Origin of the sequence: Butyrivibrio sp. NC2007 (assembly GCF_000421405.1) — a bacterium.
GTDB lineage: Bacteria > Bacillota > Clostridia > Lachnospirales > Lachnospiraceae > Butyrivibrio.
This window is the reverse complement of record NZ_ATWY01000001.1, coordinates 1-26,603: the sequence shown is the minus strand read 5'-3', so window position 1 is coordinate 26,603 and position 26,603 is coordinate 1. Positions and strand designations below refer to the sequence as shown.

19 protein-coding genes and 1 rRNA gene are annotated in these 26,603 nt (G+C 42.7%); 2 read left to right on the top strand and 18 right to left on the bottom strand.

What is annotated here, in order from left to right; translation table 11 throughout:
- Position 1 precedes the first annotated feature (1 nt).
- The 8 genes from G632_RS0100100 to G632_RS0100065 form a co-directional block, all read right to left on the bottom strand.
- The gene (locus G632_RS0100100; protein ID WP_022766999.1) at positions 2–3,028 is read right to left on the bottom strand and encodes an InlB B-repeat-containing protein; all 3,027 of its coding nucleotides are present in this window, start codon (positions 3,026–3,028) and stop codon (positions 2–4) included.
- Between the two features lie 152 nt (positions 3,029–3,180).
- Positions 3,181–4,842: a putative polysaccharide biosynthesis protein gene (locus G632_RS0100095; protein WP_022766998.1), complete on the bottom strand. Its 1,662-nt coding sequence runs from the start codon at positions 4,840–4,842 to the stop codon at positions 3,181–3,183.
- A gap of 12 nt (positions 4,843–4,854) precedes the next feature.
- Complete coding sequence (gene glgA, locus G632_RS0100090; protein WP_022766997.1) at positions 4,855–6,300, bottom strand: glycogen synthase GlgA; 1,446 nt, start codon at positions 6,298–6,300, stop codon at positions 4,855–4,857.
- Positions 6,301–6,360: 60 nt separating this feature from the next.
- A complete protein-coding gene (gene cbiD, locus G632_RS0100085) occupies positions 6,361–7,566 on the bottom strand; it encodes a cobalt-precorrin-5B (C(1))-methyltransferase CbiD (RefSeq protein WP_022766996.1) in 1,206 nt (401 codons plus the stop codon).
- A gap of 285 nt (positions 7,567–7,851) precedes the next feature.
- Positions 7,852–8,142 (bottom strand): hypothetical protein, encoded by a 291-nt coding sequence (locus tag G632_RS0100080; protein WP_022766995.1) that lies wholly within the window; start codon positions 8,140–8,142, stop codon positions 7,852–7,854.
- 307 nt (positions 8,143–8,449) lie between these two features.
- On the bottom strand, positions 8,450–10,267 hold the full coding sequence (locus G632_RS0100075; protein ID WP_022766994.1) for a C1 family peptidase: 1,818 nt from the start codon (positions 10,265–10,267) through the stop codon (positions 8,450–8,452).
- Between the two features lie 11 nt (positions 10,268–10,278).
- On the bottom strand, positions 10,279–10,908 hold the full coding sequence (locus tag G632_RS0100070) for a C39 family peptidase (RefSeq protein WP_022766993.1): 630 nt from the start codon (positions 10,906–10,908) through the stop codon (positions 10,279–10,281).
- 12 nt (positions 10,909–10,920) lie between these two features.
- Positions 10,921–12,510, bottom strand: a complete 1,590-nt coding sequence (locus G632_RS0100065; RefSeq protein ID WP_022766992.1) for a hypothetical protein — start codon at positions 12,508–12,510, stop codon at positions 10,921–10,923.
- A gap of 107 nt (positions 12,511–12,617) precedes the next feature.
- Here G632_RS0100065 and G632_RS18340 point away from each other — a divergent pair, with 107 nt between their 5' ends.
- Both G632_RS18340 and G632_RS0100055 read left to right on the top strand, forming a co-directional pair.
- Positions 12,618–14,516 carry a TaqI-like C-terminal specificity domain-containing protein gene (locus G632_RS18340; protein WP_196802255.1) on the top strand — a complete coding sequence of 633 codons (1,899 nt, stop codon included), beginning with the start codon at positions 12,618–12,620 and terminating at the stop codon, positions 14,514–14,516.
- A 33-nt stretch (positions 14,517–14,549) separates the two neighbouring features.
- On the top strand, positions 14,550–15,578 hold the full coding sequence (locus G632_RS0100055; protein ID WP_022766990.1) for a 3-deoxy-7-phosphoheptulonate synthase: 1,029 nt from the start codon (positions 14,550–14,552) through the stop codon (positions 15,576–15,578).
- A gap of 40 nt (positions 15,579–15,618) precedes the next feature.
- Here G632_RS0100055 and G632_RS0100050 read toward each other — a convergent pair whose 3' ends face one another.
- From G632_RS0100050 to G632_RS0100005, 10 genes are all read right to left on the bottom strand, one after another.
- Positions 15,619–16,515: a tyrosine-type recombinase/integrase gene (locus G632_RS0100050; protein ID WP_022766989.1), complete on the bottom strand. Its 897-nt coding sequence runs from the start codon at positions 16,513–16,515 to the stop codon at positions 15,619–15,621.
- On the bottom strand, positions 16,512–18,314 hold the full coding sequence (locus G632_RS0100045) for a DUF6020 family protein (RefSeq protein WP_022766988.1): 1,803 nt from the start codon (positions 18,312–18,314) through the stop codon (positions 16,512–16,514). The genes G632_RS0100050 and G632_RS0100045 overlap by 4 nt, the downstream gene beginning before the upstream one ends.
- 5 nt (positions 18,315–18,319) lie before the next feature.
- Positions 18,320–19,612, bottom strand: coding sequence for a diaminopimelate decarboxylase (locus G632_RS0100040; protein WP_026512282.1), 1,293 nt, complete (start codon positions 19,610–19,612; stop codon positions 18,320–18,322).
- A 75-nt stretch (positions 19,613–19,687) separates the two neighbouring features.
- Positions 19,688–20,365, bottom strand: a complete 678-nt coding sequence (locus G632_RS0100035) for a uracil-DNA glycosylase (protein ID WP_022766986.1) — start codon at positions 20,363–20,365, stop codon at positions 19,688–19,690.
- On the bottom strand, positions 20,356–21,120 hold the full coding sequence (gene hisF / locus G632_RS0100030; RefSeq protein WP_022766985.1) for an imidazole glycerol phosphate synthase subunit HisF: 765 nt from the start codon (positions 21,118–21,120) through the stop codon (positions 20,356–20,358). Before hisF ends, G632_RS0100035 begins: the two co-directional genes overlap by 10 nt.
- An 11-nt stretch (positions 21,121–21,131) precedes the next feature.
- Positions 21,132–21,749 carry an imidazole glycerol phosphate synthase subunit HisH gene (gene hisH / locus G632_RS0100025; RefSeq protein ID WP_022766984.1) on the bottom strand — a complete coding sequence of 206 codons (618 nt, stop codon included), beginning with the start codon at positions 21,747–21,749 and terminating at the stop codon, positions 21,132–21,134.
- A gap of 42 nt (positions 21,750–21,791) precedes the next feature.
- On the bottom strand, positions 21,792–24,116 hold the full coding sequence (locus tag G632_RS0100020) for a hypothetical protein (protein ID WP_022766983.1): 2,325 nt from the start codon (positions 24,114–24,116) through the stop codon (positions 21,792–21,794).
- Complete coding sequence (locus tag G632_RS20775; RefSeq protein ID WP_026512281.1) at positions 24,113–24,931, bottom strand: hypothetical protein; 819 nt, start codon at positions 24,929–24,931, stop codon at positions 24,113–24,115. Before G632_RS20775 ends, G632_RS0100020 begins: the two co-directional genes overlap by 4 nt.
- Before the next feature lie 102 nt (positions 24,932–25,033).
- A complete protein-coding gene (locus G632_RS0100010) occupies positions 25,034–25,936 on the bottom strand; it encodes a chemotaxis protein (protein WP_022766981.1) in 903 nt (300 codons plus the stop codon).
- Between the two features lie 338 nt (positions 25,937–26,274).
- Positions 26,275–26,603: ribosomal RNA gene (locus G632_RS0100005) — 23S ribosomal RNA — on the bottom strand; the annotation flags it as partial.

The following is a 26,603-nucleotide window of genomic DNA, read 5'->3' as shown; positions in this document are numbered from 1 at the left end:
CTTATTCTTCTTTTGTCTTTCTTTTAATGAATACCATTGTGAAGCCGATAGCAGCTGCTACGATAATTGTAATTATTCTTCCAAAAGTATCGGTAGAATCCTCTGTACGTCCTCTTCTTGCACCAAGGACTGCTGCTCCGTCAACCGGTCTTGTTGCACCAAGAACCTGACCTTCTGTAGGAGGTGTTATTGTAGGCGGATCATCTGGCGGAGGATTATCATCACTTCTAGGCGGTGTAACAGTAAGTGTTCCAAAATTAGTTGTGATGTTATAGTTACCGGCAAAAGTATTCTCACTCTTAAGAGTGTAAGTAAACGGATTACTACTACTACCAACTGCCGTCTGAGATCCGGTTACGTTATATGTAGCGCCTTCCTGACCTCTTTCTTTTCCATTTGCCCATCCATCACCTGAAACGCTTACGCCATCCTTTGTAAGAGGAGTTCCGTCGTAAACCTTACTATCGCTGCCTGATGTAAGAACAACATTTCTCTTAACAATCTCAAGATTAGCAATCTTGGTGGTTTCTTTCATTTCAGCTTCTGTAATAGAAATGGTCTTAGTTTCTTCACCATTTTTCAGCTCAACTTCTACTTCGAATAAATCCTTGACGTCAACATCACTACCATCTACCTTGGTAGTAATTTTAAGCTCATCATAATGAAGATCTACAGGATAATTACCTACATTCAAGCCCTTTCCACCGGTAGTATAAAGTCCTTCAACAGTTACATCCAACCCATCGATGAGCTCAGTCACAGGGTCTACAACTCTCTTGTTATTATCTGCATCTTCATCAGCAGCATATACAACCAGTGTTCCAAGACTAAGAACCTTATTTACAAAGTCAGAAACTGCCTTTCTGAAAAAGACGCCATTTGTATTATTCTGGTCGACATCATGTCCAAGCATTTCAGCTTTAACATTTACATTAAGATCATTTGTAAAATATATACCACTGTATTTTTCTACAACATCTAATTGCTTGCCATCAGCATCAACCTGAATCTTTATCTTGTACTTCTTTGCTTTTTCCCACTGTGCGTAAAGAACAATCTTCTTATCAACTACAATTTCATCAGTAGCTGAATATGCTGTTCCGGAGCCATCTCTTTCTGTGTTCCATCCGATGAATTTATAAGGGTATGATGTAAACATGTTGTCTTTGACTGCAGTTTTATCATCAACCTTTATCTTTGCATCTTTAATTCTTGTCTGATCTTCATCCTTAGTATCGAAGTAGTTTGAATCATAAGTTACATAAGCGGTAACATATCCATCAATATGATTCGCAACTGCGGCTGCTCTTTCACTCTTATAGACATACCATCTAATATCATCCAAAGTGAAACGCTCATCATCAGCATCAAGATAAGCATTATAATCAGCATCAAGGTGTTCCTGAATTCTTGAAGTTGTTCCCGATTTAAATCCAAAACCGATTTCGCTCTGGTTAATACCGTTATACCAATCAAAAATAGCCTTGTAATCGTAATCATCAGGCTTTGGATATGTTATCTTATCAGCAAGTTCTTCTGAATCAATATTCTTTGCATAACCTGCCCAGTAGCCTGAACCTTCAGGGAAATAACCATTGTCAGGCTGATGATCCTCGCCTAATGGGTCATCTTCAGTAAATATAAGTGTCTCTCCACGCTTTAACAGGAAGAAATATGCATCAACAATATCTCCTTCCAGATTTAATGGCAGATACTTAACATATACAGTCTTGTCTTCTTGTATATTACTAAATCCGACGTAGTCTTCAGCATCCTCACCATTTAATGTGAATATAGCATTTACCGCATATACTACACCTTTAAAAGTCTTCTTATATGCGATCAGAGCATTTGAGTCAGAAGCGTGAACATCATTTCCTGGTAAATACTTAATTTCTCCAATAGTTCTTTCTATAAATTCGCTATCTTTATTTTCAAAATAACGAGCTATAAAAGTAACTGTCTTCGTATCAATATCAGAGATATTAATAACAAGCTGATATCCTGCTTCCTCAGTATTCACAATAATATAATCAAAAGTCAGCTTATCGACATTATCAGCAACAGTATTATTTGCATTTGCATTAAGACCGTCTGTATTGAGTTCTGTAAAAATACCTTTGACAGTATCGTTATCAGAAGCTTCAGCCTTAACAAATTCCTCAGAAATGCTTGCGCTACCAATAGCATACTGGCCTTCGTTAGCTTCTTCCAGACCTAAAAGCTTTTTAAATTCTTTTTCTGTAACGTCATTTGTACTATTCCTTACAAATACGTCTATATCAACCTTATTTTCTTCTACATCGAATCCTTCTTCGTTAGATTCTTCAGCCTTTTTCCAAGTAGCAGTAACTTCTCTGTAATCAGCATTATTTAAAGTCAATACTTCCAGAGATTGGTTATTTTCATCTTCCCATCCGTCAAAGGTCTGATCTTCAAAACTTACGTTTTTAAAGATTTCATTAAATGAAGGTAAAGTGTAATCATATTTTTCACCATCTTCATCAGCATCCCAGGAAACAGTTTTGACTTCTTTATTTGTTTCGCCATTGGCATCGACATATGAAAACTTAATAGTAGCCTCAAACATATTTGCTGAATCGTTTTCTGCATTCACTGCCTGACTAGTTTCACCTTCAACAGGCTTTTTATCAGCATTATCTGCATCAGCCTTTTCATCTTTAACAGTGCCTTCTTCGCCCTGGCCATCCTTAGTATTGTCCTTTACAGCATCAGGATCATTAATAATAGTCTCAGCAGGCTTAACTTCATCAGCTGTCAAAACAGTTACTGGAACAACCGATTCTACCGGGACTTCATCAGTTTTGACAAAGATTGGTGGAAGCTCCGTCTCTTCTTTCTCTTCCTCTTTCTTTTCTCCAACTTCATCTGTCTCCGGAGCATCAACGGTGATTGCATCTTCTTCACCGGCAAATACTCTTAAGCCGTTGAAATCACTTTTAAAAGTTGTGATTACAAGAACCAGAGCCAGAAGAAAAGCCAAAATTCTATTGCATTTCTTCAACATACAATCCTCCTCCTACATAAGAAAAAAATAAGATGTGAAATTTTTATGAATTTTTTTCACACCTTATTGTAATATTATATCAATCATAATGTCCATCATAATTTATATTTTTTTTGTAATTTTTTTGTATTTTTTTCAAAAGTATAAAGAAACTATAATATTTTAAATTTCTTTAGTATTCTTGCTATACTTGCGCCTTTCGGAAAACGCTTGATATCCTCCTCTGAAGCACCTCCGCTCTTGATCAAAACTGTAAAATAAACCACCACAGCAGCTACAACTGCGACCATTGTTGCAATAAGATTAATAAAATATTCTCCTCTTTCAAGATGTCCGAGCAATAGCATAAACACAAAATGAATTCCGTAAGCTACAGCACCCATGACTATTGCAGAAAATGCCGGAAGTACAAAGGTCTTTTTAATATCCGTAGCAACATCCAGGCTTCTCTTCATAAAGAAGTTATTGAGAACGCACATCATCAGTGAATATGTGATTGTCACGATACAAAGCGCTATATCGTTCAGATTAGTATACAGAAGCAATAAAACCAGTAAAGCTGCCTGAACAATCAGTGATATACCGGCATTTATTACAGGAATATACACCTTGCCAATTCCCTGCAGAACAGCATTAGTCACAGTTGAAAGCGAATAGAATACAACAGTTATTGCAAGGAACATCAGAAGCATCGACGCCTCATCAAGAGAAGCCTTCTGTGGGAACAGTATCATCATGACAGGTTTAGCCAGTGCAAATAGTCCTACAGCGCAAGGAATAGAGATCATCAGAATAACTCTGTTGACCCTCGCTACAGTTTTGGCCGCCTCATCCATGCCATCCTTAGCAAGAGTCGCGGATATCTCGGGAATCATGGCAGCTGCAGCTGCGCTTGCAAGAGCAATCGGAAGGTTTGTGATGACCATGGCCTTACTGGAAAAGATTCCGTATTGATAGGCCACAGTGCTCTCTTCCATTCCCTTTACATTTATAAGAATTCTTGTAAAGAAGGTTGAGTTCAGCGTTGTTGATACATTATAAATAAAAGTGCTCAGGATAAAAGGCGTAACGACCATCAGAATCAACAAGAAAGCCTGACCATAGCCCATATCCTCGCTCTCATCGCTCTCAATTCTTCTATGAATATTGCTGCTGTTAAACTTATAGACAACAAACATAAAGATCAAAGCAACCAGAACGCCTGAACCTGTTCCCAGGGCACTACCTATAGCTCCGTAGACAGCTCTTTTAGATGGGTCGCCTTCGCCCACCATTCCGGTCAGTATAACAGCGCCGGTAATACTTACTATAGCGTTAAAGACCTGCTCCACCAGCTGGGAAATTGATGTTGGCACCATGGTTCTGTGAGCCTGGAAATAACCTCTAAGAACACCTAAGAATCCAAAGAAGAAAATTGTGGGTGCAAAGAACCTAAGGACAGTCGCACTTCGTCCCACAACAAGGAAGTCTGCGCCAAAGAAAAGAATCAGTGCGCCTAAAAGGCCTACGATTGAAACATAGACCAGAGCTGCCCTGAATATCTTATGGGCGTTTCTATATTCTTTTACTGCCAGTTTGCCTGAAAGGATCTTGGAAATAGCTGACGGAATACTATAAGAAGAAATAAGAAGGACGATGCTATAAAAATTATAAGCCGTCGAGTAATAGCCGTTACCTTCATCTCCGATAACAGCTGTGAGTGGGCTTCTGTAAAGCAGGCCGATAATTCTTGATATCACGCCTGCAATAGCAAGAATCCCGGCCTGTACAAATAGTCCTTTTTTAGAGTTTTCGCTTGTCTTGTTACTATCCATTTAGAAAAACTGTTATGGCCTGAGCCAGTCGTACATCTCCTGATATTTTTCTGCGGAAACCTTCCATGAGAAGTCCACAGCCATTGCTCTGTCGATCATCTTGTTCCATTCGCGCTTCTGATCATAGTAAACATGCTCAGCTTCACGGATGGTACCAAGCATCTCATGAGCGTTGTAGTTAAGGAAGCCGAAGCCTGTTCCTGTTCCCTCAAACTTGTTGTAAGGCTCAACGGTATCGATAAGACCACCGGTCTGTCTTACAATCGGAATAGTTCCGTATCTGAGAGCCATGAGCTGTGAAAGTCCGCAGGGCTCAAAGAGCGAAGGCATCAGGAACACATCAGATGCTGCATATATCTTGTGTGACATAGGCTCTGAATAGTAGATATTGGCAGAAACCTTATCATTGTACTTCCAGTCAAAGTGTCTGAAGGAATTCTCGTACTGCTCAGAACCTGTTCCAAGAACTACCAGCTGGATCGCATCCTGGCAGAGCTCATCGAGAACGTAGTTGATGAGGTCAAATCCCTTCTGGTCGGTAAGTCTTGAAACGATACCGATCATCATCATCTTGTCATCTTCCTTAAGGCCAAGCTCTTTCTGAAGAGCACGTTTATTCTTAACCTTCTCCTTACGGAAGTTGATCGCATTGTACTTGTAAGGTATATACTGGTCTGTCTCAGGATTGAACTCATCGTAGTCAATACCGTTGACAATGCCTCGAAGGTCATTAGCCCTTGCTCTTAACAGTCCGTCAAGCTCTTCGCCGTAGAACTCAGTCTTGATCTCCTCAGCATAGGCCTTACTAACTGTTGTAATGGCATCTGCATATACGATACCGCCCTTAAGGAGGTTGGCATCCTTGTAAAGTCCCAGTTTATCCGGTGTGAAGTAGTAATCCGGAAGTCCTGTGATCTCCTGAACCTTCTTAATATCCCACTTGCCCTGGAACTTCAGGTTGTGGATGGTCATGATGGCCTTGATTCCTCTGTAGAACTCACTGCCCTGGAATCTCTCTTTGAGGTAAACAGGGATAAGGCCTGTCTGCCAGTCGTGACAGTGAATGATGTCAGGTCTGAAATCAATTGCCGGAAGAATTGACAGCGCAGCCTTTGAGAAGTAAGCGAACTTCTCAATCTCAAAGATAACATCATCACAATAAGGCTTCATGCCATTGAAATAGAATTCATTGTCGATGAAGTAATATTTAATACCATCAACCTCAGCCTTAAAGATACCTACGTACTCATTCTTCCAATGGAAATCCATGTAGAAGTTGGATACGTACTCCATCTTATCCTTCATCTGCTGATTGATGCACTTATATAAAGGCAAAATAACCCTTACATCAAAGTATCTCTTGTCGATATTCTTGGGAAGTGATCCCACAACGTCGGCAAGTCCGCCTGTCTTAATAAAAGGTACTCCTTCTGAAGCCACAAACAGGATGTTTTTCATTAGCTGTCATCTCCTAACCTATGCAGAATATTTAACTAATTTATATAATAATAGAATATCTTATTTCATCTTAAGTGACAATGCATATTGTTCCTGAGAAACTTTCATCAGGACATTTCTTGTATCCGAGGTCTGACCCAATAGCCCAAATTGTTCGGAAAACAGTGCAACTCCAAACTGCATCTTTCCACGGCACCTTCTTCTGACGCTGTTTTCTATCTGAACCATTATGCTCTGCATAACCATGTCTCGAAGTCCCCATTTATCTAAAAGAGATAACATCTCATCGACAGTTACACAGCCCATCAAAGTCTTGGCTTGAGCGGAAGTTCCGCCAACAAGGGCTACATGCGCTGCAAAAATCTCTCTCCTTGCATCCGAAGCGGATGAATTGGTATTCATGATGCCTGCAGCGAGTTTAACCAGCTTGCCTGCATTTCCTACAAGAAGGAAGTTCTGTACTCCCTCAGCAACCGCTTCATCAATTGCTTCTCCTGGGAAGTTATAGCAGAAAATACTGGTCTTGAGGTCAACATGCAGGCTTTGATTTATCTTGTCTGCGCAGTATCTTCCGGGACTTACCAGAATTGATCTGATGCCCTGCCTCGTCTGGAAACGTATCTGCTCATCGATGGAATTGGAAATCTCCCTCATATGGATTGGAGGAATGCGTCCGTAGCTGCCCATAATGGTTATTCCGCCCGAGAATGCACTCTGTCCCATTGCCTGTTTGGCAGCAATCATCATTCCTTCAGGACAGGATACCGTTATCATCAGAAGCTGATAACCGTCTGAAGCCTCGCACACATCAGCAACTGCGTCAAATATCAGCGCTCTGCACTCCTTCTCGATAAGAGGCTGACCTTTCTTTATTCCGTTCATATCTACAGCTGCAGTTCCAATGCCTTCTCCGCCTCGTAAAAAGAGATTTGGATAGCGAAGGTCTATATGAGAGTTATCTGCAGTTTCATTTATATCTTTGATCCTGGAAACACATACATGAATGTTGGCTCTTTCTCTGATATCGGGAGCCATTCCTCCCTCCATCAGGGCCACATACTCAGACTGGTCATTGTCACACTTATCATCTACGCGCTGCAACATATAGGTCCTTGAAGCACCGTGTGAATGATTTATCGTTACATTTTCATTGTTAATCTTAAAGATAAGATCCGCAGCAGCAGCTCTTGCAGCTGCAGCAGCGCAATCTCCCGAAGTTATCTGACTTAGCGAAAATCCCATGTCTCTTGCAGAAAACCTGTCCATACAAATCCCCTCGCAATCGATGATGTCCTATAGTTATATTATAAATTATACTATATATCGTTAGACAATTATTTATTATTTCGAATTACTTTATGTTTTCTTTATAAATCGTCCATAATTTGTCCAAATTTAGCAAGTAAGATATTAACATATCAGAAGTAACAAACTTCTGACTCCCCCAACAAAACTTTTTTCATACCGGGTCGATTGGCTCCCCACTAATCGACCCCTCCTCCCAAAATCATGGCACCTGTTTAACAGGTGCCTTTTTTATTGGAAAGTTCGTTATGCGGGGATTGCTTCGCCCTCTTCCTTCTTCTCGGAAACCTCTTCCGTTGAGATCTGGTCTGACTTTCTTGGTCCTCTTACGCCGAAGCTTCCGTTGTAGCGAAGTTCCTTAAGAATCTTCTTAACATTCTTGATCTCTTTATCAATATCAAGTGGTGATACGCATACAACAGTAGGGACTCCGCTTCCGCTCATCTCAACGCGAAGGCCGGCATCCTTAAGAGCTTTAAATGCCTTTAATTTGTCTGTTGTGCTGATCTGTTCCAGTTCTTTCTCGTTCTTGTTCATATATCTTGTGCCTTTCTTTATTCTAAACACAATATAACATACTTTTTCACATATTTCAAACGTTTGTTCCTACAATATGCACAAATTAGTATTCGATATTTCGTTTATATTTATTTAAAATCAACTATAAAGAATAAACTAAGTTCACCGATATATATTGTGAGAACAAAATTCTCACTCCCCCAACAAAACTTTTTTCATACCTGGGCAGTTTAACTCCCCATTAAACTGCCCTCCTCCCAAAAAAATCTTGTGAAACCATTAAAAAAGAAGACTCTCCCTAAGTCTTCTTTTTTAGTGTCTTTATTTATTTGTTATTGGTGTAGGCCTTAACAAAGAAGTCCTTGTCATCCTGACTTACCATGTAGTTTCCATCATCTGAAATATAGTAGCTTCTCCCACTGGCTGCATAGGTGTTATGAATGTTACCGGTCAGGTTATTCCACTCATCATAACATGGGTCGCTCATTATCTCTCCGGCTTTCTCGAATACCAGCCTTCCTTTGGTATTTGGCTTTATCAGGATAAAGAACTCATCCCCTGCCTTTAGAGAAACTGGCTTTTCAAGTTCAAAGGAGTGATATCCTCCGCTTATTGCCGATACCTTCTGGGTAGTCTCAGGCTCTTTTCCTGCAAAAGAAATTCCCTCATCCGTAACTTCCGGATTAAGATAAACGCTTATCTCGTACTGCTGGTACAGGTCAAAAGCCATAATGCCTATTGCCTTAAGCTCTTCATCAGAATGAGCCTTGTACATCATTCCGTAAGGGTTTGATGCTGCCGAATAAGCCTTAGCTGTATTAAGTGAATCATCTAGCGTACTTACTGCATTTGTAATAAATCCGGCAACCTGATAGTTATTGTCATACCAGTTATCATCGCTCTTAAGAGCCACATCATAGGAAGCAGCATTACTTATAGCTGTGGTCTCGTCATAATATGAAAGATAAAAGCAGCCTTTCTGTCCTGAGCCCTCTCCCCAGCTGTTTCTGCATAGCCACGCTCCGTCTCCCTCAGGCGTATACTTAAAGTTTGATGCGCTGTAGTCATCGTCCCATCCGATGATCAGAACCTCATGATCAGCTGTCAGCGGAGTCTCGCCGCCAAAGGTTGAGTAGAGATTGCTGCTGTGATCCTTGAAGAACTTGCCATCTGCGCAAACACCGACAGTTGCTGCGCCGTGTTCCATTATCATCTGCTTGATCAGAGTGTTGTTGTTAATATTTGACGGCATCTGAAGCACGCTCTGCACATGATAATCTCCGCCGTACGCATCCGAAGGCTTATCCGTGTTATCGGTAAAGAGATAATAGCTTCCGTACAGGCTCTTAAAGGAATCTGCGTCTTTATCATCAACAGGGCCCTTCCAGGCGCTCAGAATGCTTATAACGAAATTGGTAACACCGCCGCAGGCAAGATATCCGGTATCTGCATCTACGACAAATGCATCTGCCTCACCCACGTCATTTACAAACTCTCGGTAGTCGCTATCAATCCCGCCGTCCAGCGAGCCTGTTGCTTCATGCATATTGTAATAGGCAAGATGCTTCTCGGAAAGGTTGATATCCTCGTAGCCGATATCCTCATGATGCTTTAATATATCGCTCTCGCAGGCGCCCATGGCTGCAAAGCTCCAGCACAGATAAGAATATCCCTGATCTTTAACAGGAGTAACATATCTCTTGCCATCTACATCTCTTGAATCGTATTTGGACGGAATGTCTGATGCGGAAAAAGAGCTGATGTCAACCGGAACAACATCCTTATACTCTTCATCACCGTAGAAAGTTCCTATATCACCTTCGCCCATGACAACAGCTTCGTTGAGGCTGATCTCTCTGACTGTCTCAACATCATCGCTAAGGGGTTTATTGGCATCCTGTTCAACGATGCTCTCTGTAAGCCCACCGGTATTATCCTTTGGCGTCTGTGTAGCTGCCGGCGTCACTTCATCTCCCGTAACTGCCGACAGATCTTCATCCGTAACAGCTCCGGCGAGCTGCGCATCATCGCGCCTTGAAGGATTTGCGCTTCCTGACGGTCTCATCTTCACGACAACAAGAGCGCAGATCGCTGCTGCAAGCAAAAGAACAACTGCCAAAATAATTCCGGTTTTCTTCTTCATTTCAAGCCCTCTTAAGAAATCCTGGTGGTGTTAAAAGAACCAAAAATTGACTGCGATATATCTTTTGAAAATGCTTCGTAATCTATGTAGTGGATGCCCTTCTTCCAGCCGTCTATAACTCTTAGCATGGGATAGAGCTTATCCCCAACCTTCCATATACTGTAACCTGCCACAACAATTGTGTGGTCTTTATAGAACCCCCTTGCGATGTTCATGATCACCGGTCTTCCTTCCGATATCTCACGAACTACATGTTTTTCAAAACTCCAGACGTAAACGCCTCTGCATCTCGCCTTGACTCCATACTCTTTAAAGGTCTCCCTTGTAATACCTGCGATAAAGAACGGCATTGTTCCTCTCTTATCTGTATAGCCGTAGGCTTCTGCCACCTCTTCCACGAATTTGTAAAGCTCGTGAATATCCTCAGGAATTCCGGGGAGCTTCAGCTGCTGGCGATAATAATCAACCACTCGCGTAACTGCCACTACTGAACAGTTCCTTGTAACTCGGCCGCTTATCTGCTCCATGGACATCTGATTCATAAGGATGGATCTGCCTCTTTTGACCAGAATTCCTCTCTGTCCATATTGCTCCATCAGATATTTAGATACGTTTGTTATGCCCCCATACGGCTTTTTCATCAGAAAAATCCCTTATCGCTCGTATACTTTATCATTGATGATATAGAACAATTTACCGCTATTATCCTTAAATCCCGGGACTGCATCCCTGGAAAACACATAGTCAAATGAGTCACAATCACTTGCTATGAGCTTTGTTTCACCGGTCTTTATACTTAAGCTGTAAATATTACCATCACTTATATAATAGCATTTTTTAAAGAATTTATCCCACCTAATGGAATCAATATAATTCTTACCGCATTCAGCCACAAACTCTTTTGTGCCGTCTTCTGCTAAGCTGTAGAGATTATAAACGTATTCGTCTTCCACTTTTTCACGTATGAGCATAACTCCTTCGCTCAGATCATCATTCATTGAAACGTAGGCAATATGTTCTGTGTCCTCATACAGTGTAGTTTCTAAAACCTCACCACCGGTATATACCGCCTTTACAATGGCATCCTCTCTCTCGAAAACGCAGCCCGGTCCTTCCTTGGATAAGCCAAAGTTATTGCAATAGCCTTCTGATAAAAGAACAGCTTCCGGAATCACACCATTTGTGCAATATACACTCCTGTAGCCTGTTATTATTACATTTTCTTCAAAATTCGATGCATCAAGGACCATTGAGTAGTATGAATCATTCATTACATAGTTATAATCTCCGAAGCCTTTAAGCTCGCTGATATCATCATCAATGCTCAGGTCCACAACAGAATCGGTAAACACATCGTAATACCTTATCCTTTTGTCGTAATAAAACAGAACCTTCTGGCAATTTCTGTCAAAAAGAAGTGTCCTGGTATAGTTTTTGCTGAGCTTCATTCTCTCGCCGTTATTGGAGCACATAAGCCCTGTTCCAATGGATGTATCATTTGCTTCATAGAAAGCATACTTGCCATCGTCAGATACTACATAAGGATGATAAAATCCGGAATCAGTCATATCTATACACTCCGGCTCCTTGTCAATTCCGGCAATATAAACTGCTGTATCTCCGCCGCTTTGATATTTAACATAACAAAGCATCTTACCGTCAGGTGATATGCAGGCGTCAAAGCCGCTATCATCTATCACAATTTCTTTCTTATTTTCAATTTCATAGAGGCAAATTCCGGAATCTGATGTATAAAAAGCGTATGTTCCCTCAAAATTTATTCCGCAGTAAACACAGTCCTCTGCTATCTTGGTGTAGTTAAGATTGGAATCTATCAAATAGCAACTGCCCTTATTCTGAAGCACTCCATACTTTCTGTCAGCATCAAAGCGTATAGGAAGTCCGTAGCTGTCCTCCTTAAAAAAGTCAGTAAGAACATCTCCCCTGTCATTAAAGATATAGCTGTTGCACTCATATATCCTTGCGCCCTGATAGTTTCTCTTCTCCTTCTCTTCATATCCCAGGAGCTTCGTCTCATCAATGCCCAAATGCTGATCCAATGAAATGCCGAGTTTCTCCTTGCTTGCAGACTCGATATTCTTGGAAACCTCATCAAAGCGCTTCTTGGCGTCTCTGTTAATGGTCGTAATAAACTTATATCCCGCAACCAGTGACCCTGTAATTATGGCTGCCATGACCAGCACCAGTAATAATCCTGTTAAAAGACCTTTTCCCTTTTTCATTACACTTTCCTTACCTTAATTTCTCTAAACATCAAACCATGCCATTATACAGCATGGGAGTAGGTTTTGCACTTGCAATTTTGTTTGCGCCCATTAATAATGTAAATATGGGCACAAAAGATTTAAACAACGAGACAATCAGCATATCAAAGGCCTCCGAGATCCTAGGAATTTCAGAAGCTACCGTCAAGAACTGGGTGAAGCTTGGAAAGCTCTCCTGCATCTCAAGGCGTCCCTATGTCTTTTTAAGGGCTGATATCATGCGCCTTCACAAAGCCCTGGATACTTCCGAATACTTAAAAAGCCGTCGCAACAAGACCCGGAATAGTGAAAACTATATACCAAAGTCCTACATCGACAGCAATTCACCAAATTATCCAATTATAAAGGCTCTTATCAATGAGCTGACCGGTAAGCACATCAACATCCGTGACATTATCCATGCCTACGCGCGCTCTTTTTGCATGTCAAAAGACATTCCGGCGGGCGTTATAGATTCCCTTTTGGGAAAGGCTCCTAAAGCCCTTCCTGTCACTCTTTTGGACGAGTATCCTCTAAATTATATTGAGGGGGAGGATACCCTGGGCATGCTCTATATCTCGCTCCGCCGTCTTCAGGAAAAGAAATCCACCGGCTCTTACTACACCCCATTCTACGTGGTGGACAAGATCGTAGATGAAGCGTTCCCAAAAGATCTGCCTACCGATATGAAGCTGATAGATCCCGCCTGTGGCACAGGAAATTTCCTTCTTCGTCTTCCAAAAGGTCTGCTACCAAAGAACGTTTATGGCTCTGATATCGACCCGGAAGCTGTCGCCATAGTCAGGATCAATCTGGTCCTTAAATACAACATTAGAACCGCTTCTAATTTAGATACAATCAAGAGTCACATTTTGTTGCAGGATTTTTTAAAAAATAATTCGGGCAATCATTATGACCTGATAATCGGCAATCCCCCCTGGGGATTCGTGTATTCTAAAAATGAGCAAAAGGTTCTAAAAGAGCTCTTTGTCTCCTATACCGGCGACAAGAATCCCGAGTCTTTCTCATTATTTATAGAAAAGAGCCTTGAAAGCCTTGCAGATAACGGAGTAATGTCTTTTCTCCTACCGGAATCCATCCTGGATGTCAGGCTCCACACTGCAATTCGCAGCCTCATGCTGGGAAAAGCACAGGTTCTGTCAATCCATTACCTCGGTGAGGTATTTGATAAGGTCCAGTGCCCATGCGTGATACTGACACTGAAAAAGACATCCAAAAAAGCTAAAGACTATAAAACCGAGGTCTCTTTTTCGAAATCAAGAAAATCTGAGCTCATAACCAGAAAGAGCTTTACTGCTGACTCGGGACGCCTTGCATCATCAAGCTTCCAGCTTATCTGCGACGATACGGAATATGCTCTTTTGAAAAAGATTGAGTCAGTGCCACATTTTACCTTGGAAGGCAATGCAGACTTTGCCCTTGGCATTGTAACCGGCTCCAACAAGACTCTGCTCTCCGATACACCGCTTCCCGGCTACGAACCTGTAATTACGGGAAAAGAGCTGACGAAGTATTCACTGCTTCCGGCTAGGAAATATCTGCGATTCAACCCGGAGAGCTTTCAGCAATGTGCTCCGGAGAAGTTCTATAGGGCAAAGGAAAAGCTCTTTTACCGATTTATAGCTGATGAGCCGGTAATTGCCATTGATGAAGAGGGGCTTGTTTCCCTGAACAGCGCAAATATCATCATTCCGCATATGAGCGGTTATAGCTCAAGATACATAATGGCAATCCTGAATTCCTCAGTCATGAGCTTTTATTATAGGCACAGGTTCAGAAACATGAAGGTTCTGCGCTCTGCCCTTGAAATGCTCCCTATCGCAAAGTGCTCTGAAGCTGACCAAAAGAGGCTTTCTGAGCTTACAATGCAGCCGGATCCTGCTGAGATTGATAAAATAGTCGCTTCGCTCTATGATATTACTGATGAAGAATTAGCTTTACTTTTACGGTTTAAAGTGCTATAGTGAAACTCGACTATTAAATTTGGAGGAATAGAAATGTCTTTTGAATATATACAGAAGCTCCCTACTCCCGAGGAGATCAGACATGAGTATCCCCTTGGCAAGGAGCTGACAGCTCTCAAAAAAGAGAGAGACGCCATGATCGCTGACGTATTCACAGGAAAGAGCGACAAGTTCCTGGTTGTTGTAGGCCCATGCTCTGCCGACAACGAGGACGCTGTCTGTGATTACGTATCACGCCTTGGCAAACTGAACGATAAGGTCAAGGACAAACTGATCCTTATCCCCAGAATCTATACCAACAAGCCACGTACAACAGGCGATGGCTATAAGGGAATGACCTCTCAGCCCGATCCAGAGGGCAAGACAGATTTCAGAGCAGGCCTTGTTGCCATGAGACACATGCAGATTAAGGCCATCGAGGAATCCGGCCTTACAGCAGCTGATGAGATGCTCTACCCCGAGAACTGGGGCTATGTTGCAGATATCCTCTCCTATGTGGCCATCGGTGCCAGAAGTGTTGAGGACCAGGAGCACAGAATGACAGCCAGCGGCTTTGATGTTCCTGCCGGAATGAAGAATCCTACCAGTGGAACCTTAAGCGTCATGCTCAACTCCGTTTATGCAGCTCAGCAGCCTCACACCTTCGTTTACAGAGGCTATGAAGTTAATACCAACGGTAATCCTCTTGCACACTGCGTACTCAGAGGCTCCAGCAACAAGCATGGCCAGTCACTTCCAAACTACCACTACGAGGACTTAAGCCTTCTGCTTAAGCTCTATGAACAGAGAGAAATCGTTAATCCGGCTGCCATCATTGATGCCAACCACAATAACTCCAACAAGCAGTTCAAGGAACAGATCAGGATTGTAAAAGAGGTCCTTCACTCAAGAAACCACAACCCCGACATCAAGAAGCTTGTAAAGGGCGTTATGATCGAGAGTTACATTGAAGAAGGCTGCCAGAAGATTGGCGAGGGAATCTACGGAAAATCCATCACAGATCCATGTCTTGGATGGGACGACACAGAGAGACTCCTTCTTGATATCGCAGAAATGTCATGACATTGAAATGAGCCCTGGGGACGGAGTCAGTGGTTCATTTTTAGTTTCTGATCCTTGCCCAGGCGAATGGGTCTTTTGAATTATCTTTCTTTTTGATATATCTGGAAATCGTGTTACTCTCCGAATATCCCATCAGTTCCTGAACCGATGACACATCTGCTCCGTTATCAACCAGGTGCACAGCAAACGAGTGCCTTAGAGTAAACGGCGTAATATCTGAGTTGATCCCCGCCTTCTTAACATATGTCTTTATCAGCTTCCAAAGTCCCTGTCTGCTCATAGGTGTTCCGCTGCAGTTAAGGAAAACCGTCTCGTCATCTTCATCCCCTTCAAGGAGCTCTGCTCTTGCCTTTAAAAGATAGCTCCCTAGGGCATCCTTGGCTTTCCTGCCGTAAGGCACGAGCCTTTCCTTGGCATTCTTGCCACTTCCCGTAATTCTGATGCAGCTAAGGCTCAGGTCAACGTTTGAGAGCTTAAGCCCTATAACTTCAGATGCCTTAAGACCTGTCGCATACATAAGCTCAAGTATCGCTCTGTCTCTTATTCCCTTGGCATCGCTGCCAAAGTCCTGGCTCAGAAGGTCCTCAATTTCTACCGTAGTCAGTACTCTTGGTCCCTTCTTCTCTATCTGTGGGCTCTTTAGTGTCTCCGCAGGGTTATCATCAATATTACCATTCTCAAGCATATAGCGGAAAAAAGCCTTGATCGAGGTGTAGTGCCTTGTTATGGATGACGCAGCAAAATGCTCATCCTGAAGGCTACCAGCGTAGTCCAACAGCCGATCCTGAGTTATGTCCTTAACATCGGTTATCCCTCTTCTCTCCATGTAAGAAACCATTCTCTCCAGGTCTCTTTTGTAGGATATAACGGTGTTATCGGAGGTCTTTTTTACACTTTTGAGATACCTTGTAAACTCCTGTATCTGAGTGTCCATCATAACTTTTCTTCACTCTCCTTGTTTTTTCCAAAAAGCGCTAGCACTGTCCAAATGGGCATAGTAAGCACGTATGCATATCCATATCTGAAGTCCACCACAGGCGATGCAATAAGAAGTGTAGCCACAATAAGGAGCATCAGTATATGAAGCGTGATGTTCCTCTTCTTCCTTACAGCTACAATAAGTGTTATCAGAAGTCCCCAAAAATATGCACCAATGCTGAATAACATTCCATATATAGGCATGAAATCCCCGAGTTTAAGAAGGATCTCTTTTACCTTGATAAACCTTCCACCGATAATAGGGCTTGCATAGAGTCCCATATCGTTAGACATGATTCCGTCCACATCTCCTACGCTGTAGGCCACATCAGGATATATATAGCCGCCGGTTAAGTCATACCAGGCCTTTACGTACAACCCCGGATTCTTTAAAAAAAGCTTAAACCAGAGCCCAAAATACTGACCTTTATTTGCTTCCAGAACCTCCGGATGTCCGGCCCTTACGAGTTCTTTTATGTTATCAGCGTAATTTGCTGCATAAAGCTCTTTTACATAAGTTCTGTCAATTACGGCATCGATAAGCGCAAGTTCTTCATCTGAGACATTTCCATCCTCCACAAGGACTCTGGCCACCTGCTGAAGCGGCACAGAAAGAGACTCAGTAAAGTCCGGACTTGCCACATTGAAGGCCTCAAATACAGGTCCTTTGATGACAACGACTACTGCTATCGACAATATCGCTGTAACCAGAACCGGCACAAGCTGCTTTTTAAAGAGCATTACGAATATTACAAGGAACGGTATCATTGCAAAAAATGCATTGGATCTAAATAGCATCAGAAGTACAGAGAGCACAAAAAACAGGATATAATCAGTAACTTTAACCCCCGTATCCCTTCTGGTGTACATCTCTGCAATAAGGCATCCAAAAAGAACTGCAAGGCCTGCAAACGGAACATCCTTCCATACAGTCACGGCAAATACAGCATTAAAAGGCACAAAAGCAAAGAAAATGACAGCCGGTACAACATGCTTTAAATTGACATGCTTCTCAATCCTGACAATCTCTCTTACCGCAGCAGCATTACACAGACACATAAACACCATCTGAAACTGCGTGTAGCAGGCAATCCCTGCAATCTTATCCTGTGTCAGTATTACACCGATCCGGTAAAAGAGCTTTATGAGAAGCGTATGGATTACCGGGTGATGGTTAGAGAATCCTGTTATTCCCACAACCTGCTGATACTGAACCAGAGAATCGGCGGTCATTATTCCGGGAAACTCATATAAGAAATACGGAAGATATCCCAGAAGGCAAATTGCGGCTGTAACAAGGAAAACCTTGTTCTCCAAAGCTTTGGTTGCTTTCTTATACTTTACGTCATCAGCTTCTGCTACCTTTTTCTCAAATTTGTCTCTCTTAAGGAGCATACTAACAGCCATGTACAGGAGCGAAAACAGGATAAAAAGTCCGCAGCACATGATAATTACAGCAAGAGCTTTAAACATCCCACTGGAAAACTGCGCCGTGATCCTTCTATAGACAAGGCGCGTTATAAGAAGAGACAAAGCCGTAGGCAAAATTCCCCATCCCAACAGCATTAAAACAGGTGGCTTTTCCTTATATTTTGAGCCAAGCACCCATTTATTCAGGAAATAAATACACGCAAAAAGAACTACCGTAAGTGGATTTCTTACGGTAATTCCCATTAGCAGCTGAATTGCCCAGCATCCCATTAGTGCCGGGATATATTTAAAGATTTCTTTTTCTATGCGCTCTAAATGCACTTTCATAAATTTCAAACGCCTTCGTTATCCATGATCTCTTTTAACTTATCATACACCTTAAGGCCATCGAAAGTAGCAAAATAATCTCTTGGAGTCTCGGCTCTTCTGATAAGCTCTACGCTTCCGTCCTTCCTAAGAAGAAGCTCTGCGCTCTTGAGCTTGCCGTTGTAGTTGTAGCCCATTGAGAATCCGTGAGCTCCCGTGTCGTGGATAAAGAGATAATCTCCCTTGTCGATCTTAGGTAACGCTCTCTCAATTGCAAATTTATCATTGTTCTCACAAAGTGAACCGGTTACGTCATATACGTGATCAAGAGGTGCATCCTCTTTGCCAAGGACGGTGATGTGGTGATATGCGCCGTACATTGCAGGTCTCATGAGGTTTACAGCGCAGGCATCAACACCGATGTACTCCTTGTAGATGTGCTTCTCATGAATTGCCTTTGTAACAAGAGCGCCGTAAGGAGCCATCATATATCTGCCCATCTCAGTGAAGATAGACACATCTCCCATTCCAGCGGGAACAAGGATCTTTTCAAACTGCTCGCGAACGCCTCTTCCGATTGCAGCGATGTCATTGCTCTCCTGGTCAGGCTTATATGCAACGCCTACGCCACCTGAGAGGTTGATAAATGCCACCTTGGCACCTGTCTTATTCTGAAGCTCTACAGCAAGCTCAAAGAGCTGTCCTGCAAGTTCAGGATAATAGTCATTGGTAACTGTATTGCTGGCAAGGAATGCGTGAATACCAAATCTCTTGGCACCTTTCTCCTTGAGGATCTTGAAAGCCTCAAAGAGCTGATCCTTAGTCATTCCATACTTGGAATCTCCGGGGTTATCCATGATCTGATTGGCCATGGTGAAGACTCCGCCGGGATTGTATCTGCAGGAGATGGTCTCAGGGATCTTGCCAATTGTCTTTTCAAGAAAATCGATGTGAGTGAAATCATCAAGATTTATGATTGCGCCAAGCTTATCGGCATATACGAACTCCTCCGGGGGAGTGTCGTTTGATGAGAACATGATGTCCTCTCCTGCTGCTCCGATAGCATTGCTGAGCATAAGCTCTGTCATTGATGAGCAGTCAAAGCCGCATCCAAGGCTCTTTAAGATCTCCATTAGTCTTGGGTTAGGTGTTGCCTTTACTGCGAAATATTCCTTAAATCCCTTATTCCATGAAAAAGCCTCATATACTGCCTTGGCATTCTTGGTAAAGCCCTCTTCGTCATAGATGTGAAAAGGTGTCGGGTAGGTTTTAACGATCTCCTGGACTTTCTCCAGGGTTACAAAAGGTTTTTTCATAATATCCTCCTGGTACTCATACAATAAAAACTTACCTCAAACTTTAACACGTTGGTGTGCTATATTGCAAGAGTAAACTTAAATATTCTCTATCTGCCAGTCAATTGGCTCAACACCATTGGCTTTCAGGAACTCGTTAGCCTTGCTGAAATGCTTGCAGCCAAAGAATCCTCTGTAGGCAGATAAAGGGCTTGGATGAGGCGCTGTAAGGACCAGGTGCTTGGGGTTATTGAGCATTGATCTCTTCATCTGTGCAGGTCTTCCCCAGAGCATATAGACAACAGGCTCGTCTTTCTTATTAACAGCCTGGATTATGGCGTCAGTAAACTGCTCCCATCCTTTTCCCTGATGAGAATTGGCAGCATGTGCTCTGACCGTCAAAACAGTGTTCAGCATAAGAACGCCCTGATCAGCCCATTTCTTAAGATATCCGTTGTTGGGTATATAGCACCCGAGGTCATCATTAAGCTCTTTATAAATATTCTGAAGTGACGGCGGTGTATCAGCCTTGCCAGGGAGCACGGAAAATGAAAGGCCATGTGCCTGCCCCGGCTCATGATACGGATCCTGCCCAAGTATCAGCACCTTCACGTCCTTAAGAGGCGTAAAATGCAGAGCATTAAATATGTCCTCAGATGGTGGATATACCACATGAGTACTGTATTCGTTTTTTACAAATTCATAAAGGTTCTTATAATACGGCTTTTTAAACTCGCCGCCAACTGCTTCAAGCCAGTCGCCTTCTATCATCCCCATCTGACCGGAACTCCTTTCCCAGCAAGGTACTCTTTTACCTGATTGATCTCAAGCTCTTTATAATGGAAAAGAGATGCAGCAAGAGCCGCGTCAGCTCCGCCTTCTGTAAGTGCATCATAAAAATGAGACAGCTCTCCTGCTCCGCCGGAAGCTATAACAGGCACTGAAACTGCATCTGCTACCGCTCTTGTAAGCTCTATATCATATCCGTTCTTGGTTCCGTCGCAGTCCATGCTTGTAAGAAGAATCTCGCCTGCTCCAAGCTCTACGCCCTTTTTAGCCCATTCTACGGCATCAAGACCCATATCTATTCTTCCGCCGAATTTATACACGCTCCAGCCATTTCCGTCCTCTCGCCTCTTGGCATCGATGGCAAGAACAACGCACTGGCTTCCGAACTTCTCCGCAGCCTCTGCAATAAGCTCCGGTCTGTCTATGGCAGCAGAGTTAACAGCTACCTTATCGGCGCCTTCTCTAAGAATTGCCCTGACATCGTCAACAGTCCTGATTCCTCCGCCAACGGTAAACGGGATAAAGACCTTTTTGGCCACTTCCCTTACCATGTCGGCTACGGTAGCTCTTCTCTCATTGGAAGCAGTGATATCAAGGAAAACCAGCTCATCGGCTCCAGCCTTTGAATAGGCCTCACCGACAGATACCGGATCTCCTGCATCCTTAAGATTTACGAAGTTTATTCCCTTTACAACCCTGCCATTGTTTACATCAAGGCAGGGAATGATTCTCTTTGTAAGCATACTTTTTGCTCCTATATGTGTAAAAAGTTATCCAGTATCTGCATTCCTACGTCTGCGCTCTTCTCGGGATGGAACTGGCAGGCAAATACATTACCGCACTCTACCGAGGCATCTATTGTTACCGAATAATCCGTAGTTGCTGCTACAATAGACCTGTCTGCAGCCTTTAGATAATATGAGTGAACAAAATATACATAAGGTTCACCTGTTATTCCCTTAAAGAGCCTTGCGCCTTCTGTGATCTTAAGATTATTCCAGCCTATCTGCGGAATCTTGTATAAGTTTCCCTTATCATCCTTATCCGGAATATCTATTATCTCACCACGCAAAATGCCCAGGCCACGAGCTCCCTCCGACTCCTTACTGGACTCGAATAAAAGCTGCTGACCCAGGCATATTCCCAAAAAGGGTACTTCCTTTTTTACAACTTCATTTATTATGTTCTCAAGACCATACTCCCTGATCCGGTCCATGGCATCGCCAAACGCACCAACTCCCGGAAGAACAACATGGTCTGCTCTGAAGATAGTTTCAGAATCTCTGGTAACTTCTGTGTCAGCCCCAAGATACTCAAAGGCCTTCTCCACACTCTTTATATTTCCTGCATCATAGTCGATAATTGCTACCACTTGGCATCTTCTCCCTTCCCAGGTATCGATGCCTCAAAGCAGTTACGACTCCAGAGTTCCTACAATCTCCATGAGCCTGATAGTATAATCTCTATCCTTCTTGATCGAGTTAATCTCCTCAACGTCTGCCTCTGACAGACCATAACTCTCTGAAAGCAACGATTCTATACTATCGTACACGCTCTTAACTTCAATTTCAACACTATACTTTTCAGCTTCCGCTAAAAGAACTTCCTTATTCCTCTTGGCCATAAGAAGCATATCAAGCGCTTCTTCCTTCATATTCATTGCAGTGTAATTATCATATCCGTCGAGATACCTCTGTGCCCAGGCAAGAACTCTCGACTGCTCATAGATAACAGTCTCCTTCTCCGTCATATCTTTTCCGTAGAGCATCTTGTAGGCTGTGGTATATTCTCTGTGGGTATACGCTGTCTCTGCTCTCTCTGAAGCAATCCTGTCAGGAAGAACAAGAGCAGGTATCATGATCAGAATACCAAGGCTGGCTGCAAATATTCCGGAAATAGCGATCTTCTTAGGTGAAATAGCCTTTTCAGGCGCTCCGGGTTCCTTAGGAGGTTTTGGCTTTTTCTCCTTCTTGGGCTTCGGAGGCTTCTTTTCCTTCGGTGGCTTTTCCTTCTTTGGCTTCTTCTCTTTGGGCTTCTTTTCCTTCTTTTCTTTCTTTTTCTTGCCCTTTGGAGCTCCGCCTTCGCCAAGCTCATCAAGAACCTGCTGGTTTTCCTCAGTCAGGCTTGCAAGACCCTCATTCTCTGGTTCTTCATCCTCTTTAGTCAGAGCCTGCAACAGTCTTGCAAAAAATCCGGGCTTCTTTTCTTTATCGCCTTTATCGCCCTTCTTTTCTTTCTTTTTCTTACCTTTTGAGGGCTTTTCATCCTCTTCTCCGGAGTCTTCCTTGCTCCTCTCGGGTATTGATGCAAGTTCTTCAAGAGACGGCTCTCCTGCTCCTTCATCACCAAAGCCATCCTCTGTCAGCGCATCAAGTATATCTTCCTTAGGAATCTCAGATTCCTCTGCATGTCCTGTCTCTTCGTCCTTGGCAGCTGTGCTCTCTATGTCCTCAATCTCATCATTTGCGAGAGAGTTCATAAGAGCATCAAGATCCTGCATGGATACTTCTTCACCGCCTGATTCCTCGCCGGCAGCGGCGTTGGATTTCGCAACTTCAGCAAGTGCTGCTACTTCACCATCAGTAGCGCTTGTATCTCCTTCATCAGCCCCAAGAAGATTATCAAGGCTGGCCTCTAAGGTTTCCAGATTAAAGTCATCCTCAGATATAGAATCCAGGGAAACATCACCGCTATCTTCAGCAGGTGCATCAGCTGCAGGTGCTTCTGCGCTCTTTTCATCACTGCCTGCATCATCGGGTGATTCCAAAAATGAATTTAGGTCGATTTCTATGGGTGGTGCATCAGCTTCTTCTGGGGCAGCTTCAGGTGCTGCCTCAAGATTATGCTCCTCAGGCTCTCCTCCATCCAAAGTAAATCCTGAAAGATCTATATCATCTAATTCATCTTTTGGCTCTTCCGGCGCACTCCCTACATCTGCAGCAGGCTCTTGTGCCTCAGCATCAGCGCCGACCATCTCATCCATAGCGTTTTCAAGATCATCAAGTGAAAGGTTATCTACATTTAATTCTTCCGGATTTGCCTCCGGCTGCCCAGCTTCATCCTCGCCCTCTTCCTTCATATTATCGAGGACTTCGCTGAGACTGTCCTGCATATCCTCTTCGCCAGGATTCGTCAGCGATCCGTCAGGCATATCATCCAAAAGATCTGTCAGAATCTCTTCAGGAGTCTGATCAGCGTCAGAACTTCCGTCTTTTTCCAAAATAACCTGATTATCCTCCGGAAGCGAAACCTCCGGAGCCATTTCTAAAAGAGCGTCGTCGCCCTCCGTGGTATCAACAAGAGGTGCCCCTGTGTTAGCCGGCATTCCGTCAAATTTGCCGCTCTGGATCTCTGCATCCATTCTCTCGGCATCGGCAATAGCTTCATCAAGGGCTATTTCCTCAGGGTCTCTTACGTCATCACTTGTGGGATCTGCGCCAACTCTGAACACCGGAACAGCCGGATCTGTAGGAGATTCAATATCATCTATAAGATCTGCCATCCTGTCATCTACAATCTCATCAGCATCAAGCTTACTGAGGAGACTTCCGATCTCATCCAGATCTTTATTGCCATTTGAATTATTTACAAGCGCGCCAATATCCCCTGATCCACTTGGTGAACCGGAGGAATTACGCATAGAGGACATTCTGCTGAGTGCAGACTGAGGGTTGTTGCTATTCGATTTTTGAGCGGAATTCAGTAAACTGTCGAGATACTCCTCGTTGTTCGAATTCATAGCCCTTCACTCTCCTGCAAAATATAATTAACCGAATTCATCTGTATAGAATCGGTTTTTACTTTTATTTCGGGGGTATGATGAAACAGCTTTTCGTGTACTCTGATAAGGTGAGCCTTCTTATTTATAAAAGTAACCTTCTCAAAAGGCCATCTTATAACAGTGGGATAATCCAGGGAAACACCCAGCTCAAGAATCAGCAGGTTTTTACCCAGGGTACTTGAAAGATATTGTTGATACTTATCCCAATAATATAAATAAGCTCTCTCGTTATATTTAATTTTACTATATTCTTCGCGTTTTTGGTTAAGATATAATAATTTTCCGTCAAAAAATGGTTTATAAAAGGTTGCTTCCTCTCCGAGTTTGCCATTTTTCTCAGTAATTATCTTATGTATCCTGCTTACTAACCCCTGAAAATCTTCTGATTTTGTAACTTCTATCAGTTCTTCCTCAGGGTCATTGCTCTGAAGATATCTGTAATTACCGCATGGATAAACACAATTTTCTTCTTCAAAGCCATTTAAAAAAGCGTCCTGAATAAAAATATCAGAAACAAGGAAATAGCTCTTTTGCCCTACTAATTTTCTAAGGCCTTTATAAGCTTCGTCTATTCTCTCATCATTATTGTAATAGCCATACTCAAACTCAACTATTGGCCAAAGCCAGGCGTTTTCTTTTTCATCGCAGTATTTACGCAGTTCCTGGTATCGCAGGTCTTTCTTAATACCCTTTTTTATCCAGTCCCATTCACTGCCGATTCCAATAACAAGCATATCGCTTTCGTTTATATATTCAGACAGGCTCTTTTCCATAATCATTACCCCGTTTAATAAAAAAATCTCCCTTTACCAAAGCAGTCATTGAAAACATGTTTTCATAACTGAGTTAGCAAAGGGAGTTGGGATCAGTTAATATCAGCCATCCGTTGCATTAACTAGTTCATCAATTACAGATACGAGATTTCCAATCTCAGGTTTTGATAACTGTCTGTCAGCTCCAAGGGATTCTCCCTTTCTGCGCATTTCCTCATTAACAAGGGATGAGAAAATGATAAGAGGTATATCCTTGGTAGCATCATCGCTCTTAATGAGCTTTGTAAGCCTGTGTCCATCCATGATAGGCATCTCAATATCAGTTATGATACATTTAACCTTATCAAGCTCATTTCTGTCCTTACAAGCTTTGATATAGTCATACGCAAGCTTTCCGTTTTCGAAATGTCTTACGTTGTTGTATCCTGCCTTGTTAAGGGAATCAACGATAAGCTTATTAAGAAGCTGTGAATCCTCAGCAAGAACAATAGGAACCTCATTACGAGGACGGGATCCGATGTCACCGAGAGCATCCATATTAAGACCGGTATTAGGATTGATATCAGATACGATCTTCTCAAAATCGAGGATAATGATCAGCTGATTCTCAAACTTGATGATACCTGTTGAAATACTCTCTTCAGCCTTTGAAATTGTAGCATTAGGCTTAATAATATCAGCCCATGATACTCTGTGGATACCAACTACAGAATCAACATGGAACGCAATATCAAGTTTGTTGAAGTTTGTGATAATGAATAATCCGCCAGCCTTAGAAGCGCCGCGCTGCAAGCAGTTTCTAAGATCGATAGCCGTGATCATAGTATCACGAGGCATAAATATACCTTCTATACTAGGGTGGGCGTTGGGTACAGGCGTCACTTCCTGATAAACAATAATCTCTTTAATCTTTGCAACGTTGATACCGTAGCAGTGATCATCGATTTTAAACTCAAGTACTTCTAACTCGTTGTTGCCGCTTTCAAGCAGGATTTTTGATTCCATTCGCTCACCTCACGTAAGAAATTTAAGTTAAAAACTAACATAAAACCGATTGAAAATTATTTAAATATCCTCATTAAGTATATCATAATTTTTTACAAATAAATACAAAAAAACAAAAAAGACGGGCAGTTGTCCGTCTTTTAAGATTTGATTTATAAGTTTTTTATAAATTTTGTATTTCGTTTAAAAATGCAATAAAAAATTGCACCCTCAAAACCGAATACTGAAATCTCTGTTACATCGAAGTTCTGCTCTCGTGCTTTGCACGAGCCAGAACACGCTCGAACTAGCTTCGTGAAATACCTCAGCAAGTTCTCACAGCCCTAATCTTTGCTTTTTTGGATAAGCCCTCGACCTATTAGTACACATCAGCTGAACACGTTACCGTGCTTACACCTTGTGCCTATCTAACCTCGTACTCTCCAAGGGGTCTTACTCCATAAAGGAGGGATATCTCATCTTGAGGGGGGCTTCACGCTTAGATGCCTTCAGCGTTTATCCCTTCCGGACGTGGCTACCCAGCCTTATGCACCTGGCGGTGCAGCTGATACACCAGCGGTCCGTCCATCCCGGTCCTCTCGTACTAAGGACAGCTCCTCTCAGATATCCTACGCCCGCGCCGGATAGGGACCGAACTGTCTCACGACGTTCTGAACCCAGCTCGCGT

Excerpts from the sequence above, each read along its gene's own strand:
- G632_RS0100100 (WP_022766999.1), bottom strand. The coding sequence starts at position 3,028 with ATGTTGAAGAAATGCAATAGAATTTTGGCTTTTCTTCTGGCTCTGGTT.
- G632_RS0100095 (WP_022766998.1), bottom strand. The coding sequence starts at position 4,842 with ATGGATAGTAACAAGACAAGCGAAAACTCTAAAAAAGGACTATTTGTA.
- glgA (WP_022766997.1), bottom strand. The coding sequence starts at position 6,300 with ATGAAAAACATCCTGTTTGTGGCTTCAGAAGGAGTACCTTTTATTAAG.
- cbiD (WP_022766996.1), bottom strand. The coding sequence starts at position 7,566 with ATGGACAGGTTTTCTGCAAGAGACATGGGATTTTCGCTAAGTCAGATA.
- G632_RS0100080 (WP_022766995.1), bottom strand. The coding sequence starts at position 8,142 with ATGAACAAGAACGAGAAAGAACTGGAACAGATCAGCACAACAGACAAA.
- G632_RS0100075 (WP_022766994.1), bottom strand. The coding sequence starts at position 10,267 with ATGAAGAAGAAAACCGGAATTATTTTGGCAGTTGTTCTTTTGCTTGCA.
- G632_RS0100070 (WP_022766993.1), bottom strand. The coding sequence starts at position 10,908 with ATGAAAAAGCCGTATGGGGGCATAACAAACGTATCTAAATATCTGATG.
- G632_RS0100065 (WP_022766992.1), bottom strand. The coding sequence starts at position 12,510 with ATGAAAAAGGGAAAAGGTCTTTTAACAGGATTATTACTGGTGCTGGTC.
- G632_RS18340 (WP_196802255.1), top strand. The coding sequence starts at position 12,618 with ATGGGCACAAAAGATTTAAACAACGAGACAATCAGCATATCAAAGGCC.
- G632_RS0100055 (WP_022766990.1), top strand. The coding sequence starts at position 14,550 with ATGTCTTTTGAATATATACAGAAGCTCCCTACTCCCGAGGAGATCAGA.
- G632_RS0100050 (WP_022766989.1), bottom strand. The coding sequence starts at position 16,515 with ATGATGGACACTCAGATACAGGAGTTTACAAGGTATCTCAAAAGTGTA.
- G632_RS0100045 (WP_022766988.1), bottom strand. The coding sequence starts at position 18,314 with ATGAAAGTGCATTTAGAGCGCATAGAAAAAGAAATCTTTAAATATATC.
- G632_RS0100035 (WP_022766986.1), bottom strand. The coding sequence starts at position 20,365 with ATGGGGATGATAGAAGGCGACTGGCTTGAAGCAGTTGGCGGCGAGTTT.
- hisF (WP_022766985.1), bottom strand. The coding sequence starts at position 21,120 with ATGCTTACAAAGAGAATCATTCCCTGCCTTGATGTAAACAATGGCAGG.
- G632_RS0100020 (WP_022766983.1), bottom strand. The coding sequence starts at position 24,116 with ATGAATTCGAACAACGAGGAGTATCTCGACAGTTTACTGAATTCCGCT.
- G632_RS20775 (WP_026512281.1), bottom strand. The coding sequence starts at position 24,931 with ATGGAAAAGAGCCTGTCTGAATATATAAACGAAAGCGATATGCTTGTT.
- G632_RS0100010 (WP_022766981.1), bottom strand. The coding sequence starts at position 25,936 with ATGGAATCAAAAATCCTGCTTGAAAGCGGCAACAACGAGTTAGAAGTA.